11 protein-coding genes and 1 pseudogene are annotated in these 18,857 nt (G+C 38.4%); 8 read left to right on the top strand and 4 right to left on the bottom strand.

Features of this window, described 5'->3' with window-relative positions:
• Positions 1-80 precede the first annotated feature (80 nt).
• Positions 81-1,265, bottom strand: a complete 1,185-nt coding sequence (locus B1K71_RS18760; protein WP_077329705.1) for an NAD(P)/FAD-dependent oxidoreductase — start codon at positions 1,263-1,265, stop codon at positions 81-83.
• A gap of 21 nt (positions 1,266-1,286) precedes the next feature.
• The gene (locus B1K71_RS18755) at positions 1,287-2,684 is read right to left on the bottom strand and encodes an MBL fold metallo-hydrolase (protein ID WP_077329702.1); all 1,398 of its coding nucleotides are present in this window, start codon (positions 2,682-2,684) and stop codon (positions 1,287-1,289) included.
• Between the two features lie 302 nt (positions 2,685-2,986).
• On the opposite strand from B1K71_RS18755, the gene B1K71_RS18750 reads away from it, so the two are divergent.
• From B1K71_RS18750 to B1K71_RS18735, 4 genes are all read left to right on the top strand, one after another.
• Entirely contained in the window at positions 2,987-4,180 is a 1,194-nt protein-coding gene (locus B1K71_RS18750) for an ROK family protein (RefSeq protein WP_077329700.1), read from the top strand.
• A 103-nt stretch (positions 4,181-4,283) separates the two neighbouring features.
• Positions 4,284-8,519 carry a GH92 family glycosyl hydrolase gene (locus tag B1K71_RS18745; protein ID WP_245799350.1) on the top strand — a complete coding sequence of 1,412 codons (4,236 nt, stop codon included), beginning with the start codon at positions 4,284-4,286 and terminating at the stop codon, positions 8,517-8,519.
• 281 nt (positions 8,520-8,800) lie between these two features.
• Entirely contained in the window at positions 8,801-10,210 is a 1,410-nt protein-coding gene (locus B1K71_RS18740) for a Na+/H+ antiporter NhaC family protein (RefSeq protein ID WP_077329696.1), read from the top strand.
• 16 nt (positions 10,211-10,226) lie between these two features.
• On the top strand, positions 10,227-11,417 hold the full coding sequence (locus B1K71_RS18735) for a saccharopine dehydrogenase family protein (protein WP_077329694.1): 1,191 nt from the start codon (positions 10,227-10,229) through the stop codon (positions 11,415-11,417).
• Here B1K71_RS18735 and B1K71_RS18730 read toward each other — a convergent pair.
• A complete protein-coding gene (locus B1K71_RS18730; protein WP_077329692.1) occupies positions 11,393-12,076 on the bottom strand; it encodes a GntR family transcriptional regulator in 684 nt (227 codons plus the stop codon). The two genes, B1K71_RS18735 and B1K71_RS18730, sit on opposite strands and share 25 nt — an antisense overlap.
• Before the next feature lie 79 nt (positions 12,077-12,155).
• On the opposite strand from B1K71_RS18730, the pseudogene proA reads away from it, so the two are divergent.
• A pseudogene (gene proA, locus B1K71_RS20430) lies at positions 12,156-12,546 on the top strand (glutamate-5-semialdehyde dehydrogenase); the annotation flags it as partial.
• Positions 12,547-12,712: 166 nt separating this feature from the next.
• On the opposite strand, the gene B1K71_RS18720 reads toward proA, so the two are convergent.
• Positions 12,713-13,354: an amidohydrolase family protein gene (locus B1K71_RS18720; RefSeq protein WP_077329688.1), complete on the bottom strand. Its 642-nt coding sequence runs from the start codon at positions 13,352-13,354 to the stop codon at positions 12,713-12,715.
• A 676-nt stretch (positions 13,355-14,030) separates the two neighbouring features.
• Between B1K71_RS18720 and B1K71_RS20055 the strand changes: the two genes are divergently transcribed.
• From B1K71_RS20055 to B1K71_RS18710, 3 genes are all read left to right on the top strand, one after another.
• Complete coding sequence (locus tag B1K71_RS20055) at positions 14,031-14,189, top strand: hypothetical protein (protein ID WP_175631973.1); 159 nt, start codon at positions 14,031-14,033, stop codon at positions 14,187-14,189.
• A 118-nt stretch (positions 14,190-14,307) separates the two neighbouring features.
• Positions 14,308-16,941 carry a class I SAM-dependent DNA methyltransferase gene (locus B1K71_RS18715; protein ID WP_077329686.1) on the top strand — a complete coding sequence of 878 codons (2,634 nt, stop codon included), beginning with the start codon at positions 14,308-14,310 and terminating at the stop codon, positions 16,939-16,941.
• Positions 16,942-16,949: 8 nt separating this feature from the next.
• On the top strand, positions 16,950-18,857 hold the full coding sequence (locus B1K71_RS18710; RefSeq protein WP_077329684.1) for a DEAD/DEAH box helicase: 1,908 nt from the start codon (positions 16,950-16,952) through the stop codon (positions 18,855-18,857).

Genomic DNA, 18,857 nt, shown 5'->3' with positions numbered 1-18,857 from the left:
GAAAAGTTGCATTACCAACGCTATTTAATCCCATATACTACTACTCCCCAAACATAATTCGGGGAGTAGTAGTATAACAATCACATGCGCCCTTTCATCATGCCATGCCAATACATGGCTGGGAGGCCGTATTTTTTTACGAAATACATGCTTTTTCGTTCTTTTCCCTGGTTGACGGGGAATGTTTCGGACGGTACATTATCATATTTGAATTCTGCCATAACGAGTGAATCATAGCCTGTGACTAGCGGGCAGGAGGTATACCCATTGTACTTGCGCCATAGGTTTTTGTTTTTCATCATGGCATACAGATTCGATACAACCACGGGTGCCTGTTTACGAATCGCTGCGCCGGTTTTAGACGTTGGCAGACTGGAAGCATCCCCCAGACTGAAAACATTATCGTACTGGTTGTGCTGAAGAGTATATGCATCAACATCCACCCAACCATCCGCATTTGCCAATGGACTATGTTTGATAAAATCTGGCGCACTCATATACGGGACCGCATGAATCATATCATAATCAAATGTTTCCTCTTCATTTGTATCCAGATCCCGGAATGTCGCTTGTTTATTTGGACCATCAATTTTTACGAGGTCTTTCCTGTAGTTAGCTTGGATATTTTTCCGTTCAATCACCTCATTCAAAGTATCCGCATATTTTTTGACGGAAAAAATAGACGCATTCGCTGACTGGAACATCACCTCTGACTTGTCCCGAATGCCTTGATCTCGGAAAGCATCATCTGCCAGATACATAATCTTCTGTGGTGCTCCTCCACATTTAATCGGGGAATTCGGGTGCGTAAATATCGCACGTCCGCCTTCGAAATTTCGGATTGTTTCCCATGTGTAATCTACATGTTCGTACGAATAGTTGCTGCAGATCCCATACTTGCCTACATTGCCTTCGAGGCCTTCGATTTGATCCCAGTCCAGTTGCAGGCCGGGGCAAACGACTAAATATTTATAATGGATTTTGTTTCCTTCCTCTGTGACCACGGCATTTTCTTCCGGATGAAAGGTTTGGGCGGCTTCCTGATACCATGCTACACCTTCAGGAATTAATGTGGATTCGGAACGCTCGGATTTCTGTTTATCAAAAATGCCTGCCCCAACCAGTGTCCATAATGGCTGGTAATAATGTTTTTCCGCCGGGTCAATAATGGCAATATCCAAATAGTTGGCTAACTTCTTTAATCGGGATGCGACGGTAATACCTGCTGTTCCGCCGCCGACAATGACTACTTGATGAAAATTCATATCCTTCACCTCTTCATATAATTAATTGGATGTTATAAGTTGTTCATCTTTCCATCGGTTAAATCCACCGATCATGTTGATAACGGTATATCCATGGTTTAATAGGATACTAGACGCGATGGCTGAACGCTTACCGGATGCACAATGCACTGCAATCGGCTGGTCCTTGGTTAATGTTTCCAGCCCATTAGGGAATTTATGGAGCGGTATATGTGTTGCGCCGGGAATATGTCCAACTTCCCACTCATCCCGGTAACGCACATCCACGATTTGCAGATCGTCTCGCTTTATTTCTATTGGTGTCTGGTTGTAATAGGATTGAATGTTACTAGCTGATTTGACAACGGAAGGGGAAAAGAAACCTTTCACGTGATCCAGCCCCATATTTATCAGAATGGTACGGATGTCATCGATATGGTGAGGTTCTATGATGATGTATATGTCATGGTTATAGGCTGCCAATCGACCCATCCATTCGGAAAATAAATCCGGGAATGGAATGTTAATGGTTCCGGGAATGCTTTGATGCGCAAAGTCAAATGGATCCCGCGTGTCCACGACCATCTTGTTGTCTGACTTGGCAAGTTCAGCAACTGCATCTCCATTGAGGTCCATCACAACACCTGCTGGAACTTCCGACAATGGAGTCATTCCTGTGGGGTTTACTTCTTTCATCTTGGCAAAATACGCTGGCGGTTCTTTTTGACCATCAAGCAGGAAATCACAAAATTCCTGTTCATTTGTATGTTGTAAAGCTGGATTGTACATTTTTTCATATCCAACTGTACTGGTCGGAATGGCCCCTAATGCCTTACCGCATGCACTGCCCGCGCCATGCCCCGGCCATATCTGCAGGTAATCAGGATACGCCTTAAAATGCTGTAACGAATGGAACATCTGGCGTGCCCCCTTGTCGGCAGTACCTTTCATTCCCGCTGACCTTTCCAGCAAGTCAGGCCGCCCCACATCACCTGCAAAAATGAAATCACCGGTAAATATCCCAATTGGCTGACCCGCATTAGGGCAGTCAGTCAATTCATAGGAGATATGTTCCGGTGTATGTCCTGGTGTATGGATTGCTTTTAATTGCACATTTCCAACTGAAACAATGTCTCCATGGTGGAGTCCTTGTTGGGGAAGGGTTGGGTCAAAGTCATATCCATCATTTACTCCGCCCTCAGCTGAATGATAAATGGTCGCACCTGTACGCCGGGCCAATTCCGTTACCCCGGATACAAAATCGGCATGAATGTGTGTTTCCAATGCCTTCTGAATGGTAAATCCCTGATCTTGGGCTACAGATACATATGGTTCAATGTTTCGGGACGGATCAATAATCGCAGCCTCTCCTGTGGCTTGACACCCTACCAGGTATGATGCTTGTGCCAAATAACTGTCATAAAAATATTTAAGATACATGTGGTTACCCCCCTGTTAAAAAGTTTCCTTACTATTTAGCCTAGTACCCAATATGAGGTTTGTAAAACGCTTCCAACAGATAGGCGGGAGCTTTTGTTGGAAAAAAGAATGCAGAAATAGCAGGGGAATAACATTTGATGGAAAATAAAATAGTGATGTGAAATTTTAATGAAGATATAGGCAGGATTTTGGTTCATGAAAACCTTAATTTTTAGTTAATTTCATATTGAAATTATGTTGTCTGTCCTATATAATTTATAGAAAGTTATGAAAGCGCTTTAAAGTAGAAAGGCGAATGAAAAATGATAAAACAAAATAAAATAAACCGGTATTCCAAAAATACAAGAAGCGTTATTAAATATGTACGTGAAAAGGGACCAATTTCGAGAGCAAATTTATCTGTACAAATGAATATTTCGCAGCCAACAATGACTAGAATCATTGAGAAATTAGTAAATGCTAAAATTTTGAAGGAGACAGGGCTTGGGACTTCTTCCGGTGGCAGACGCCCGATCCTGTTGGAATTCAATAAGAATTGTTCATATGCCATTGGAGTTGAATTGGGAAGGTCAGATATCAAAGTTGCTTTAACAGATATGGAGGGCAATTTACTTTCATTCATAATGGAAGAAACTATGCCGCAATATACGATTAAAGACATCGTCCAATTGGTAGATGATAGTTTAAAGAAGATATTGTATGAGACAAAGATTGATGATCCATATGTATTAGGTGTTGGGGTGGGGATGCCCGGTCCTTTAAATGAAACAGGGGATGGACGTCTTTCACCACCAAACTTTTATGGGGGGCACAATATTGCATTAAAAGACATTTTGGAAAACAAATTATCTTTTCCGGTAACGATCGATAATGATGCAAATGTCGCTGCGCTCGCTGAAAAGTGGTTTGGAAAAGGCATGGAGGTTGAAAATTTTGCTTATATCATGGCAGACGTAGGGGTAGGTTCGGGTTTAATCATTAACAATGATATATATCGTGGAATAAATGGGGAAGCAGGTGAGATTGGACATTCAACCATTGATGTGTTTGGAGAGAAATGTACGTGTGGTAACTATGGTTGTTTGGAAACATTTATTTCTTTATCTGCAATTCTTAACAGATTTAAGAAGCGTTTAAAACTGTCAACAAAAGCAGAGCGTTCCATGTTTCAACAAAATACCGACCTCATTACGTTTGAAGATATTTTATCTGCAGCCGCAAAAGGGTCGACTATAGCTTCCCAGACTTTAGAAGAGACAGGTTTATACCTTGGTGTTGGTATAGCTAATTTAATTAATTTATATGCACCTGAAACAGTTATTATAGGGGGAAAAATAGGATCATCGCATCCATTGATTATTAAAAAAACGGAAGAGATTTTACAAACAAGGGTGACTGGTAAAAGAAGTAGAAATACAAAGGTTTTTCAGTCCGATTTACAAAATGGTGTGGTATTGGGTGCTGCTGCACTTGTCATTCACCGTACCTTTTACTAGCTTAACCTGAGTATATTGAAGGAGGTGGCCGTTTTCCTGATTAGATAATGCATTCGTTTTCTTAGTGAAGTTAAGATAATTAAAATTCGGGAGGTTGCATAGCTTGAAGAAAAAAAGGTTTATGAAACACTTTTCTATTTTTCTATGCCTTGTTTTAACGGTAGGATTCATTAAAATACCGACACCTCAGAAAGCATCAGCCAAAACGGATGACTCCGATCATACACAGGAAACTGATTTTTTTACTTCATTTGAAAAAAATGATCCACAACCGGATTGGGAGAATACGGTTGAAACGACACCAGATGGTACTAAGATGGAATCAGGAATAGATGGGAATATTCCTTACGATGGTATCCAGGGAGACATAACAAAATTGGTTGATGAAATTACGGTGAGCGCCGAAAATCCTCCAAGTGAAATAGCTTCGAAGCTAATTGATGGTGATAATCAAACGAAATGGCTTGCTTTTGAGCCAACAGCATGGATTGAAATGAAGTTATCCGAACCTGAAACTGTCATAAAATACGCCTTCACTTCCGGAAATGATGCACCTGGACGTGATCCGAAAAATTGGACAGTCTATGGGTCAAATAATGGTGAGGACTGGTCAAAGCTGGATGAAAGAAGCGGTGAAAACTTCACGGAACGTTATCAGCGAAAAATCTATGAATTCGAAAACGATACCGCCTATAAATATTACCGCATTAAAATAAATGCAAATGCCGGTGATGACTTAACACAGTTGGCTGAGATAAATTTATCAAATGGAATCGATGTTCCGCCGCCACCGCCATCTGATATGAAAACACATACAGGAGATGGCCCCGAGAGCAGTTACACAGGAAAAACAAATGCCGGCTGGACTGGAATGAAGGCTTTCCATTATGCGGGCACGCATTTAAAGGAAGGAAGAGCCTATTCGTATAACAAAGTTTTTGATGTAGATATTGAAATTACGCCGGAAACGGAGCTTTCCTATTTCATCCATCCGCAATTGATGGGTGAAGCGAACATGGATTATTCCAGCATCTTTGTTTCTGTCGACTTGGCATTTGCTGATGGGACCTATCTCAGTGAACTTGGTGCGAAAGATCAACACGGTATAAAATTGAATCCGCAGGCACAGGGAAAATCAGAGACATTATATCCAAATCAATGGAATTATAAAGTCGCTGATATAGGAAAAGTTGCTGCCGGAAAAACGATTGAAAGAATACTGGTTGCTTATGATAATCCTGAAGGACCTGGTTTATTTCAAGGTAGTATTGATGATATCAAAATTGACGGAAATCCCAAGACAGAAAGTTACGCAAGTCCTGTTGATTATGTGAATATTTTAAGAGGAACCAATTCCAATGGCACGTTTTCAAGAGGTAATAACTTTCCGGCGATAGCTGTTCCCCATGGATTTAATTTTTGGACTCCGGCGACCGATGCAGGTTCAACAAGTTGGTTATACAGTTACCAACAGGCGAATAATGAGAAGAATCTTCCGGAAATCGAAGCATTTTCACTCAGTCATGAAACGAGTCCATGGATGGGAGATAGACAGACGTTTCAGGTAATGCCGTCATCCGCTGAACAGCCGAGTGCAAATCGGGACGAAAGAGCATTAGCATTTAAACATAAAAATGAAACAGCAAAACCACATTACTACTCGGTAACATTTGAAAATGGGATCAAAACGGAAATCACGCCAACTAACCATGCTGCAATGTTTCAATTTACCTTTAATGATGGTAACTCGAATCTCATCTTTGATAATGTTAATAACAATGGAGGTCTGTCGCTGAAACCAGACGAGCAGGCTATTACCGGATATTCCGATGTTAAAAGTGGTCTTTCGGCAGGGGCATCCCGAATTTTTATTTATGCCACTTTTGACCAAAAGATATCGGAAAGCGGGAAGTTAACAGGCGAGAATAGGGATAATGTTTCCGGTTATATTGGATTTAATACAACAGAAGAAGATAAAACGGTAACGATGAAAATCGCAACTTCACTGATTAGCGTTGAACAGGCCAAGAAAAATCTGAAACAGGAAATCAGCCCGGAAGATACATTTGAATCGTTAAAAGCAGATGCAAAAGAGAAATGGAATGAAAAATTGAGTATCATTGAAGTTAAAGGGGCAAGCGAGCAAGAGCTTGTTACACTATATTCCAATATGTACCGTCTTTTCCTGTATCCGAATAAAGCCTACGAAAATACGGGAACATCAGAGAAGCCGGAATACAAATATGCCAGTCCGTTTTCGAAGCATGCAGGTGAATCGACCCCGACCGAAACCGGGGCCAAAATTGTAAAAGGAAAACCATATGTGAATAATGGTTTTTGGGATACGTACAGAACGACATGGCCGGCTTATTCATTATTGACTCCAACACAGGCGGGTAAAATGATTGATGGATTTGTGCAACAGTATAAAGATGGGGGGTGGATTTCCCGGTGGTCATCACCAGGATATGCGAATCTCATGGTTGGAACCAGTTCTGATGTTGCATTTGCGGATGCATATCTGAAAGGCGTAACCAATTTTGACGTCCAGGCTTTTTATGAATCTGCATTGAAAAATGCTGCAGTTGTCAGCGAAAATGAAGCTGTCGGAAGAAAGGGGCTTGAAACGTCAATCTTTGACCGCTTTACAAATACGCAAACAGGCGAAGGCATGTCATGGGCTTTGGATGGCTATATTAATGATTTTGCTATAGCCAATATGGCAAAGGCACTCGCCGGACAAGCGGATAAAGGTGATCCTGATTATGAACAATACAGGACTGACTATAAATATTACAGGAACCGCGCTCAAAATTACGTAGAAATGTTTAATCCAAAAGTGGATTTCTTTATGGGTAGGAAACCATCAGGAGAATGGCGAACAACACCTCAGGAATTCGATCCGCGTGAATGGGGAGGCGACTACACGGAAACGAACGCCTGGAATATGGCTTTCCATGTTCCCCAGGATGGACAAGGATTAGCAAATTTATATGGCGGACGAAATAAATTGGCGGATAAACTGGATACATTTTTCTCCACTCCGGAGACAGCATCACATCCAGGTCATTATGGTGGTTTAATCCATGAAATGCGCGAAGCAAGAGATGTAAGAATGGGCATGTATGGGCACAGTAATCAACCATCGCACCACATCGCGTACATGTATAACTATGTCGGACAACCTTGGAAAACGCAGGAGAAGGTTCGTGAGGTGATGTCGCGACTGTATATCGGCAGTGAAATTGGACAAGGTTATCCGGGTGATGAGGATAATGGGGAAATGTCAGCCTGGTATATCTTCAGTGCAGCAGGTTTTTATCCATTGCAAATGGGGAAACCGGAATATGCGATTGGTGCACCATACTTTGAAAAAATGACAATCCATCTTGAAAACGGCAACGATATTGTTATCAAAGCACCGAATGTAAGTGATAAAAATAAATATGTACAGGGATTAAAAGTAAATGGGAAGTCATATAACAAGCTGACCATCTCCCACGAGATGTTAACAAAAGGAGCAACGCTGGAATTTGAAATGGGACAGGAACCATCGAAATGGGGAACAAGTGAAAATGCGTTACCATCTTCCATAACCCCTGCTTCAACGGATGGGTCATCATTGCTCCCATTTCCGTTAAGAGACTTGACGGATCACTTACTTGAAAAGGATAAAGCAAAAACCTTAACAAGTGATAAATCAAATGCGGCCCATTTATTTGACAATACATCAGAGACAGATCTGACCTTAAATGGTGACCAGCCTTGGATCCAATTTAAGTATAAGCATGAAATGAATAGAGCCCAGCTGTATACCATCACAACGGCTGGTAATTCATCACAAGATCCAAGGAGTTGGGAATTGCAAGGATCCAATGATGGTGAAAATTGGACGGTTCTCGACAGAAGAGAAGATATATCATTTAAATGGCGAAAGTTCACAAAACCTTTTTTAATTGAAAATCCAGGTAAGTATACGTACTACAGACTCAGCGTGAACGAAAATGGAGGTGCTTCTTCCACTTCATTTGCCGAAATTGAATTACTTGGTTATGGAGATATGGGTAACCAATTCGAAAAAGTGCACAACGTTTTGAATGAATTTATAAAAAGTGGAGATATCTCGGGACCGCGGGTTAAGCAATTGACAAAAAAATTGAAGCAAGCAAGAGACCAATATGATAAAGAACATTTTCCACAAGCTATTAAGAAGTTGCGGGGATTCTTGAAACACTTAAATAAAGAGAACCCGGGTCATGTCTCCGATGATGCCGAGGATCAACTAAGTGCAGATATTCATGCTTTGATGGAGTTGATTTTGAGGCAAACTGAGAAATAGTATTAAAAAGTAAAAAGGTAAACGTTAAAGGGTTAAAATACCATCCGACATGGTGGTATTTTAACCCTTTTGTTTTTGGAAAACCGTATTGTAATACCTGACATTGGCTGGATGGTTAGGCTCCATTATAGGCTGGTTATTTTAATATGTGAAAAATGAGGGGGGGGGTTGAAAAGATTCAGAAATAATGTATAATTTCAATAAATAATTGTACTATAATTTTGTAGTACAAAATATAATAATGTAAACGCTTACCAAAACTTTGATGAGGAGGAAAAAAGATGGACGGCGCTACGACAGTGGGGTTTGTGTCAATACTGCCTCCGTTAATTGCTATTGTACTTGCTTTTTGGACTAGGGATACTATTTTGTCCTTGGCAATTGCTTGTGTTGTTGGAGTTCTTATGGCGGGGGAAGGATTACTTGGGTTTCCGAATTTAATGAAGGAAGCGTTGGGAAATGCAAGTTTTTCGTGGATTTTCTTGTTGGAAATTTTTATTGGCATTTTAATTGCTTTCTTTCAACGTACAGGAGCAATTCAAAGTTTTACCGACATTATTAGTAATAAAAATTACTCAAGGAAGCGTATTGGGATGTCCACTTGGTTTATGGGACTGTTTGTATTCTTTAGTGATTATTTTAGCCCGGTGTTTGTTGGATCCACGATGAGAAAGGTGACCGATAAGGTGAAAATTTCTCGTGAAAAGTTAGCTTATATTTGTGATTCCACATCTGCACCGGTAAGTGTCATTGTCCCGATTACCGGCTGGGCTGTGTTTATATCTGGTTTATTAATTGGAATGGGTCCGATACAAAATGAAGCTGCCGCCTTGGACGTTTTTACTAAATCTATTCCGTTCAATTTCTACGCCGTGTTCTCTGTATTATTGGTTGGGCTCATTACATCCGGCATCATCAAAGATTTTGGTCCAATGAAAAAGGCAGAAAAAAGAGCAATTACGGAGGGGAAATTAATACGGGATAATTCAGATCCATTAATCTCGAAAGAATTAACTAATATTGCTCCATATTTCGAGGATAAATTATTAAGCATTACATGGAACTTTTTTATGCCCGTGTTGCTTATTATCGTTATTGCAGTGGGTACTTATATTGGTTTAGGGTCTGCAAAAACAATGGAAGCATTTCTCGCAGCAGCCATTTTTTTAGGCATTGTAATGCGGGTTCAGGGAATACCGGTGAAAGATATTATGGATACCGCTATGAATGGGATAAAAGGTATAATGCCGGCTGTTATGATTCTGGTTTTTGCTTATACGATAAACGAACTGAGTGAACAAATGGGAACGGCCAATTATTTGGTTCAAGTAACTGAATCATGGCTTAACCCGGGGCTGTTACCGGCAATAACGTTTTTGCTTGCAGCCTTGATATCATTCTCTACTGGGACATCATGGGGAACTTTTGGAATCATGATTCCAATTGCAGTTCCTTTAGCATTTAGTTTTGCAGGGGGTGACGTTAATACGGTTGTTCTAGCAACTATTGCTGCAGTTGCAGGTGGAGGAGTCTTTGGCGATCATTGCTCCCCACTTTCAGATACAACAATCCTAGCTTCGACAGGTGCAGCTGTTGATCATATTGACCATTGCCGCACACAGATTCCTTACGCAGTGGTAGTTGGGGTTATCGGTTTATGTATATATTTAGCACTTGGATTGTTAATTTAAGAGGGAGGTTTTTCTAATGAAAGTTGTTGTGTTAGGTGGGTCTGGTTTACAAGGCAGGGCAGCATTGCAGGATCTAGGTAATAGCGAGGATGTAAAGAAAGTTATATGTGCTGACGTATCTTTTGAAGACTTAGATTCGTTTAGTCGTCACTTGAATATGGAGAAAATAGAAAAAAGGGAAGTGGATGCTACCTCAGCGGAAGAATTAGAAATACTTTTCGCAGAGGACATTGATATTGTGATTGATTTACTTCCAAAACAATTTAATGACTTTATTGCAAAAATAGCCATTAAAACAGATGTGTCACTGGTTAATTGTTCATATGCCAATGGGTTATCAGATGAAGTATTTGAGAAAGCAAAGGAAAAAGGGGTATCTATAATGCCTGAGTCCGGTTTAGATCCGGGAATTGATTTGGTGCTATGTGGTTATGGTGTCAACCAATTAGATGAAGTTCATGAGATGTATTCCTATTGTGGTGGTGTACCAGAGGCCAACGCAGCTGATAACATATTAAAATATAAAATTTCCTGGAATTTAGATAGTATCATGATGTCATATAAACGTCCGTCTGTAATGAAACGAAATGGTGAGATTGTTAATATTACTGCCAAGGAGCAACATAATAAGGATTGGATAAACAATATTACCGTATCCGGAATTCAAGGACTTGAATCAATTCCGAATGGTGATGCAATGAGTTTTGCGGAAACATTGGGAATTGATCATGAAGTGATTAATATGGAGCGCCGGTCTATTCGGTGGTCCGGGCACGCTCAGGTTTTGCGTGATATAAAAGAATTGGGATTATTGGAAACAGAACCCGTTGAGGGAATAGAAGATCATATTACACCGTATGAATTTATGAAAAAACATCTGGAACCTCGCCTGCAATATAAAAAGGATGAGAAAGATCTTGTACTAATGAAAAATATTATTAGAGGTAAAAAGAATGGGCAGAGCCAGGAAATAATCTATGAGATGCTGGACAAAAGAGATTCGCATACAGGGTTATTTGCCATGAATCGAACGGTTGGTTATACAGCCAGCATCGTGGCTCAAATGGTTGCGAATGGGACTATATCCAGACGTGGTGTGCTTTCACCAACTACAGATATACCTCATAAGTTGTTTATTGACGAAATTAATAAACGCGGCATTACAATTAAGGAAACAAAGCGTCAATTAAATAAATCCTTTGCCTGATGAAAATGTTGAACCCTGTTTTTATATTCATCAATAGCGGAGGTAATATGTGTTGCTAATAAAGAAAAGAATGCCTCCGCTTTATTTTGTTCAATATACTCAATTAACATCTGGTGCTCATTCGGGCCACGGATGTCTTTTTTTTCAGGGATGAAATAAAAACGATCATATAAAGCAAGATAAATATGTGTTTGATCAATCATTTTTTTCGCATGGTTTATTAAAAATCTATTATTACAACTGTTTATTAATAAATAGTGAAATTCCTTGTTCACTTTAATATAGTTCACAAGATTTTTTTGTGTATGCGTTTCTTTTTCCAACTGGATAAGTTCCTTCAATCGGGTAATATCATCAGCGGAAATGGATTCCATTATTTTTTCCGATGCCAATAATTCAAGCTGTTTACGATGAATAAAAGCATCGGCAATCTCATCGACTGAGGGATTTATCACCATGGCTCCTCTATTAGGTAGTATAGTAAGAAATCCTTCCTCCTTCAGCCGTGAAAATGCATGACGAATTGGGGTTCGACTAATTGATAGTGAATTTGAAATATCATTCTCCACCAGTTTTTGTCCTGGCACCAGTTTCTGTTCATAAATAGCAGATTTTAATGATTCGTAAACATAATCAATCATTGATTGTTGTTTTTTCATAATGACACACCTAGTTTAATGTATTTTCTTAATATTATATATCTATTATATAAGAATTGGGAAGGAAATCATATAGAGACACTTATATCATTTAATAACCGCACGGCAGGAAAAAGGAGTCCAAATTCATGGAGATGGAACGGTACAGAAGGCAGGAACAAATATCACTCCAGCAACTAAAGAAGATTATGGTCAGAATGTTTAGGGGTGGAAATTGCAATAAAGGTTGGACGCAATTCAGCACATTAATCAATATGGAACAAAACATTCCGAAGCGATTATTTCTTCCACGACAGAAAATGTAGAACAACTTTTCACGGAAGTTGATGCAGCAGCTGTCTATCACAACGCTTCAACCTGTTTCACAGATGGCTTTAAATTTGGATTTGGTGCTGAGATTGGGATAAGTACACAGAAGCATCATGCTCATGGGGCCGATGGGATTGGAAGCTTTGACATCGACTAAATAAGTAGATAGAAGGAGTGGGCAGGTGAAACAGGACATGGGCCCTCTTCATTTTATAAAACAGGATGGAAGCAGTCAAACCGTCCCAGTACTTCATGGGACAGCGTCAATGTGCTAGTTCCTGTTTATAACGCTGAATTACTGCGGGCAAGTGACTATCTTCAACCAAGCTATCCAAATATACGATCAACAACAAGCTTCCCACGAAAATAAACTCGCTGAATACTCTCTACATCCGTGATTTGTAATCCAGGGATGCCGTTTGCTACCAAAAAGTTGGCATTCATGCCTTTTTGTAGCTTCCCAAACTGATTCCCTTTTCCTAAAATAGTTGCTGGGTTTGCGGTCAACATTGCCAGTGTTTGATTTTCATCATACCCGTTTGCATGTAATAGTTTCATTCCGGGTTGGGCAATCAGCATGAAAACATCCGCTCCCTGTAATGCTTGTGTTTTAAATGGCAGCCAGTCAACTTCGGGGTAAGGTGGTAAATAGGAGTCGGTTGCGTTGGAGATATCAATATTATTCTCAACTAACTTAACTATATTTTCTGGTGAATTCGGTTCTAAATGTGTTCCGCCCATTGGAGTTGCGACGATTTTTGTGCCTTGTAATTTTGTTTTTGCAATTTGTTCTTTGGTAATACCATGTGCATGATGCAGAACGTCGACACCTGTATCCAGTGTCATATCAATTGCTTTTCCACCGGCAGCATGCACACCGATTTCCTTCCCTTTTTGGTGGAAGATCCCGACTATTTCTTTCAGTTCATCAAGGGTGTAGATGATTTCTCCTGCCCGTAAAGATGCCATTTCGATCGATTCTGAGGAACTTCCGATTCACTTTTTTCTTCATCAACCATAGAACATACCTCCCATATGTTTAGACGTTTGGTATAGGCTATGTTCATGGGGGAAATGTGTGTATGCCTATGTGGAGATTAGATTGGGTGAATTTGGATGTGGTTGTACGTCAGGGAGTTTTTTATTTTGCATTTCGGTCTAATTCAATTGGTTCGTATGGGTTTTTAATCATTAAACTTGGTAAGAGCCCAATCTAACGTTCACATATAGTATCAGTGTCAAGGAGTATGATTATTGATATTTAAAGTGATTTTAAGGGTGAGCAATTTTTTGTATGACATATGTACTATAATGGAAATTACCTTAAAATCATTCATTTCATGCTGTTATTGCTGGAAATTATGAAAAAAAGATTTTCAAATTTAATTATACTGCATTGGATAGTAAAAGAAATGGATCCCCTTCTAAAACATGTGTGTGTCATGTGACTGGGGAAATATATTATGTCTTCCTTTCCCTATTGTATTACCAAAGAACTACATATAAAATAAAAATAAAGTATAAAAAGTTAGAAGAGCGAGATGGTTCCATGTCATTAAGATTTTTAAAAGACACAAAGAAATTTGGCAACATTTATTAATTTTGTTAATGGTAAATATCGGAAGATGGGATTGGTGAATCAAGGATGATTGAGCCTATCCAAACGAAGTATGCCACAAATAAAAGCAAATTTATGAAAGAAGGGGAATATAAACAATACATCGTCAATAATGTGGAAAATTGTAGTCTTGAAGTGGTTGAACAACTTATTAAAAGAACAGGTGCGGTTCCTTTGTTTTTTTAAATTTATCCGCCCAGCTGAGAATAACCGTCTCTGTGTTTGCTTAGCAAGACATAAATCGTTATGGTTTAAAATCTAAATAACCTAGATAATAACTAAAGAGTGTTGGAGGAAAAAAGATATGGAGATAATTGAATTAGAAGATAAAATTGTTGAAATTGTAAACCGGGAAAAGCATTCATATTTTTTGTATGAATTACTCGATGCCTATAATATTCCACGAGCAACGATTACTCGGTTAAAAAAAGGGAATCAGAATATGACAAAACGAGATGGGGAAGTTCACTTAAAAAATAAGGTGTGGTTTAAAGAAGTTAATAAAGGAAAACTTTTTGATGGATATGTTGAAGTAGAACGACAGGTGGCTGAGCTGTCAGCTAAGCCCCGTTATATATTGGTTACTGATTTTAGTGGCTTATTGGCGAAGGATACAAAGACAGAAGAAGCCCTTGATATTAATTTTGACGAACTTCCTAAGCATTTTGATTTTTTTCTTGCATGGAAAGGTATTGAAAGGGCTGAGTATGAAAAAGAAAACCCGGCAGACATCAAGGCAGCTGAACGTTTTGCCCGTCTTTATGATGTATTAAGTAAAGAAAATAATGAAATTGATTTATTTTTAGTACGTTTGCTTTTCTGTTTGTTTGCAGAGGATACTGGGATTTTCCCGCGTATAAGTTTTACAAATGCTGTGAAAACCTTGACACGAGAAGATGGAAAGGATTTAAACTTATTTTTTAAGAAAGCTTTTGAAGTTATGGATATGAATGAAAGCAGACGTCCAAGTGACATACCTGAATATTTGAAACAATTCCCCTATGTTAATGGTCAATTGTTTAAGGAGCCACATCGTGATTTGGTTTTCTCGAAGAAAAGTCGAAAACTAATTGTCGAGGCTGGCGAATTGCTCGACTGGTCAAAAATTAACCCAGACATTTTTGGTTCCATGATTCAAGCTGTTGCAACTGAAGACAGTCGGAGTCACTTAGGAATGCATTACACGAGCGTTCCTAACATTATGAAGGTTATTAAGCCTCTTTTCTTAGATAAGCTTAAACAGGCTTATATTGACGCATACGATGATGGTAAAAAACTTGAAGAGCTTCTCACGCGTATCAGCAAAATCAAATTCTTTGATCCGGCTTGTGGTTCAGGGAACTTCTTGATTATTACTTACAAAGAAATGCGTCGTTTGGAAATTAAAATTATTAAGCGACTTCAAGAGCTACTAGGAAGTTATCTTTATGTACCGTCAATAACACTTTCTCAATTTTATGGGATTGAAATTGATGAATTTGCTCATGACGTTGCTCGACTATCACTTTGGATTGCAGATCATCAGATGAATGAAGAATTAAATAATGAAGTTCATAACGCAGTACGTCCTACGTTACCCCTTCGTACAGCAGGTTTTATATGCTGTAAAAATGCTTTGCAGACAGATTGGAATCAAGTTTGTCCACATGAAAAAGATGATGAAGTATATTTATTTGGCAATCCTCCATATTTAGGAGCAAAAAAACAGAATAAGGAACATAAGCAACATTTAGAAACCATATTTTCAGATGTAAAAAACTATAAAATGCTTGATTATATTTCAGGGTGGTTTTTCCTAGGGAGTAAATACATTACTGAATCAAATGCACAGCTAGCATTTGTATCAACTAATAGCATTTCTCAGGGCGAACAAGTTTCAATATTATGGCCTTTACTTTTTGCACAAAAGGTAGAAATTTCTTTTGCACATAAGTCGTTTAAGTGGAATAACAATGCAAAAAATAATGCTGGGGTTACAGTTGTTGTTATTGGATTAAATGCAAAAATCATTGTCAAGAAACAGAAGAAACTCTTTTTAGAGAATTCAGTTCAAATGGTTGATAACATAACACCATACCTAACCCAAGGATCGAATATTCTGGTGTACTCTTCCAAAGTTTCTATAAGTAATTTACCTAAGCTGAATTTTGGAAATATGCCTAATGATGGAGGGCATTTGATATTGACAAAAGAAGAATATCCTGAATTTCTTTTGAAAAATTCAGGTGCTGAAAAATTCATACGAAAGTTTGTTGGTTCAGTAGAATTTATTCAAGGGAATTATAGATATTGTATTTGGATAGAACCTAATGAGGTCACTGAAGCAATGAAGTATCCTTCAATTAAGAAAAGGGTTGAAAAGGTTTGGGAAACAAGACTAAATAGTAAGCGCTCATCAACGAAAAAATTAGCTGAAAAGCCTTATTCGTTTGGTGAAGTTAGACACCAAAACATGGATGCTATAGTTATTCCTGCTGTTTCTTCTGAAAATCGGTTTTATATACCAATGGGAATCGTAAGTTCAAAAACCATTTTATCAAATCGAGTGTATGCTATTTACGGTGCAGATATATATATTTTAGGCGTTTTAATGTCTAGGATGCACATGACATGGGTTAAGGCAGTCGGTGGCAGATTAAAAACTGATTATAATTATTCAGCGGGGCTTTGCTATAATACATTCCCACTTCCAGAGTTATCAACAAGAAGAAAGAATGAAATTAAGGAAGCTGTACTTGAAATTATCGATACTAGGGAAGAGAAAGGGGATACATTGGCGGAATTATATAACCCTAAAACAATGCCAATGGATTTAATAGAAGCCCATGATAAATTAGACAGAATTGTAGATAGAGCCTATCGTCAAAAAGCTTTTGAAACAGATATGGAGCGTTTAGAAGTATTGCTTAGAATGTATCAAGAATTAACTGAAGGATAGGTGTAAGCATGGAAAATATAGTTGAAATTAATTACCATCAAACGGGTAAAAGTAAAAAAATAAATGAATACGGTATGCGTGAAATGCAAATACGGGCATTTGAAAAGCGTAATTCTCAATATTTATTAGTTAAAGCACCACCAGCGTCCGGAAAATCTCGGGCTTTAATGTTTATCGCATTGGATAAGTTAATAAACCAAGGATTAAAAAAGGTAATTGTAGCTGTTCCTGAACGCTCTATTGGTTCTTCGTTTAAGAATACTGATTTAAAGAGTAATGGTTTTTTTGCGGATTGGAAGGTTGATCTTAGAAATAATTTAACAACTGTAGGTAGCTCGAAAGTTAATGCTTTTCTTCGTTTCATTGAATCTGACGACAATGTATTAATATGTACTCATTCGACATTACGTTATGCGTTCGAACAGGTTGATGATAAATTATTTGATAATTGCTTGCTTGCCATTGATGAATTTCACCATGTTTCGGCAGACAGTAATTCTAGACTAGGTGATTTACTCCGTAATATCATTCGAAATTCTTCAGCACATATAGTTGCGATGACCGGTTCATATTTCCGAGGTGATTCCGTGCCAATTCTTTTACCTGAAGATGAGGAATTGTTCGATAAGGTCACATATACGTATTATGAACAACTAGATGGATACGAGTATCTAAAAGGTTTTGGGGTTGGATATCATTTCTATCAAGGAAAATACACATCTGCAATAAAAGAAGTTTTGGATACAAATAAGAAGACAATAATTCACATTCCTAATGTGAATTCGGGGGAATCAACAAAGGATAAATATGATGAAGTTAATCAGATTATTGATTTGATTGGTGAAGTTGAATATCAAGATGAAGAAACTGGAATCATTTATGTTAAACGACATATTGATGGTGAAATACTAAAAATTGCAGATTTAGTTGATGATCAAGCTGAACGGGAAAAGGTCTCTAGGTATTTGGGCAATATTAAGGTACCAGATGATTTAGACATAATTATAGCTCTTGGAATGGCAAAAGAGGGATTTGACTGGCCATTCTGTGAACATACTTTGACAATTGGTTATCGTGGTTCACTTACAGAAATTGTGCAAATTATTGGACGTTGTACTCGTGACAGTTACAACAAAAATTATGCGCAATTCACTAACCTAATTGCACAACCTGATGCAAAGGACGAAGTAGTAACATATACTGTAAATACTATGCTAAAAGCTATTTCCGCTTCCCTACTAATGGAACAGGTTCTAACACCTGACTTTAAATTTAAGCGTAGACGAAATGATAGTGAGCAATCATCTACAGCAGGTGAATTGTTTGTTAAAGGGATGAAAGAGCCGTCAACTGATAACGTGAAAAAGATAATTGAAAATGATATTAATGATTTAAAGGCAAAAATAATGCAAGATTCACAAGTACAGAAATCATATACTGGTGAAGTTGATCCTAAGGTTCTAAACAAAGTATTGATACCAAAGGTAATACAAAAAGTTTACCCAAACCTTTCGGATGATGAAGTTGAAGAAGTTAGGGAACACGTTGTCGTAGATACTGTGATGAAAGGATCAAAGTCAGAGGTCGTAGGAAGCAAAGAATTTATTCGTATGGCTGATAAATTCGTAAACATTGAGGACTTAGACATTAACTTAATTGACTCTATCAATCCATTCCAAAAGGCATTCGAAGTTTTATCTAAAGAGTTAAACTCTCCAGTGTTGAAACTGATTCAGGGGTCTATTGATGCAAAGCGAATTTCCTTTGATGAAGATGAATTAGTTTTCATTTGGCCAAAAGTTGAAGAATTTTTTCAAACGACTGGAAAACGACCGGATCCAAAATCTGACGATCCGTTAGAACGACGTATGGGTGAAGCAGTAATTTATATGCAGGACTTAAGGAGGAAGCGGTAA

The organism is Virgibacillus siamensis (assembly GCF_900162695.1).
GTDB lineage: Bacteria > Bacillota > Bacilli > Bacillales > Amphibacillaceae > Lentibacillus > Lentibacillus siamensis_A.
This window is presented reverse-complemented; position numbering and strand designations above follow the sequence as displayed.

Coding starts and splice junctions, on each gene's coding strand:
- B1K71_RS18760 (WP_077329705.1), bottom strand. CDS start 1,265: ATGAATTTTCATCAAGTAGTCATTGTCGGCGGCGGAACAGCAGGTATT.
- B1K71_RS18755 (WP_077329702.1), bottom strand. CDS start 2,684: ATGTATCTTAAATATTTTTATGACAGTTATTTGGCACAAGCATCATAC.
- B1K71_RS18750 (WP_077329700.1), top strand. CDS start 2,987: ATGATAAAACAAAATAAAATAAACCGGTATTCCAAAAATACAAGAAGC.
- B1K71_RS18740 (WP_077329696.1), top strand. CDS start 8,801: ATGGACGGCGCTACGACAGTGGGGTTTGTGTCAATACTGCCTCCGTTA.
- B1K71_RS18735 (WP_077329694.1), top strand. CDS start 10,227: ATGAAAGTTGTTGTGTTAGGTGGGTCTGGTTTACAAGGCAGGGCAGCA.
- B1K71_RS18730 (WP_077329692.1), bottom strand. CDS start 12,076: ATGAAAAAACAACAATCAATGATTGATTATGTTTACGAATCATTAAAA.
- B1K71_RS18720 (WP_077329688.1), bottom strand. CDS start 13,354: ATGGCATCTTTACGGGCAGGAGAAATCATCTACACCCTTGATGAACTG.
- B1K71_RS20055 (WP_175631973.1), top strand. CDS start 14,031: ATGATTGAGCCTATCCAAACGAAGTATGCCACAAATAAAAGCAAATTT.
- B1K71_RS18715 (WP_077329686.1), top strand. CDS start 14,308: ATGGAGATAATTGAATTAGAAGATAAAATTGTTGAAATTGTAAACCGG.
- B1K71_RS18710 (WP_077329684.1), top strand. CDS start 16,950: ATGGAAAATATAGTTGAAATTAATTACCATCAAACGGGTAAAAGTAAA.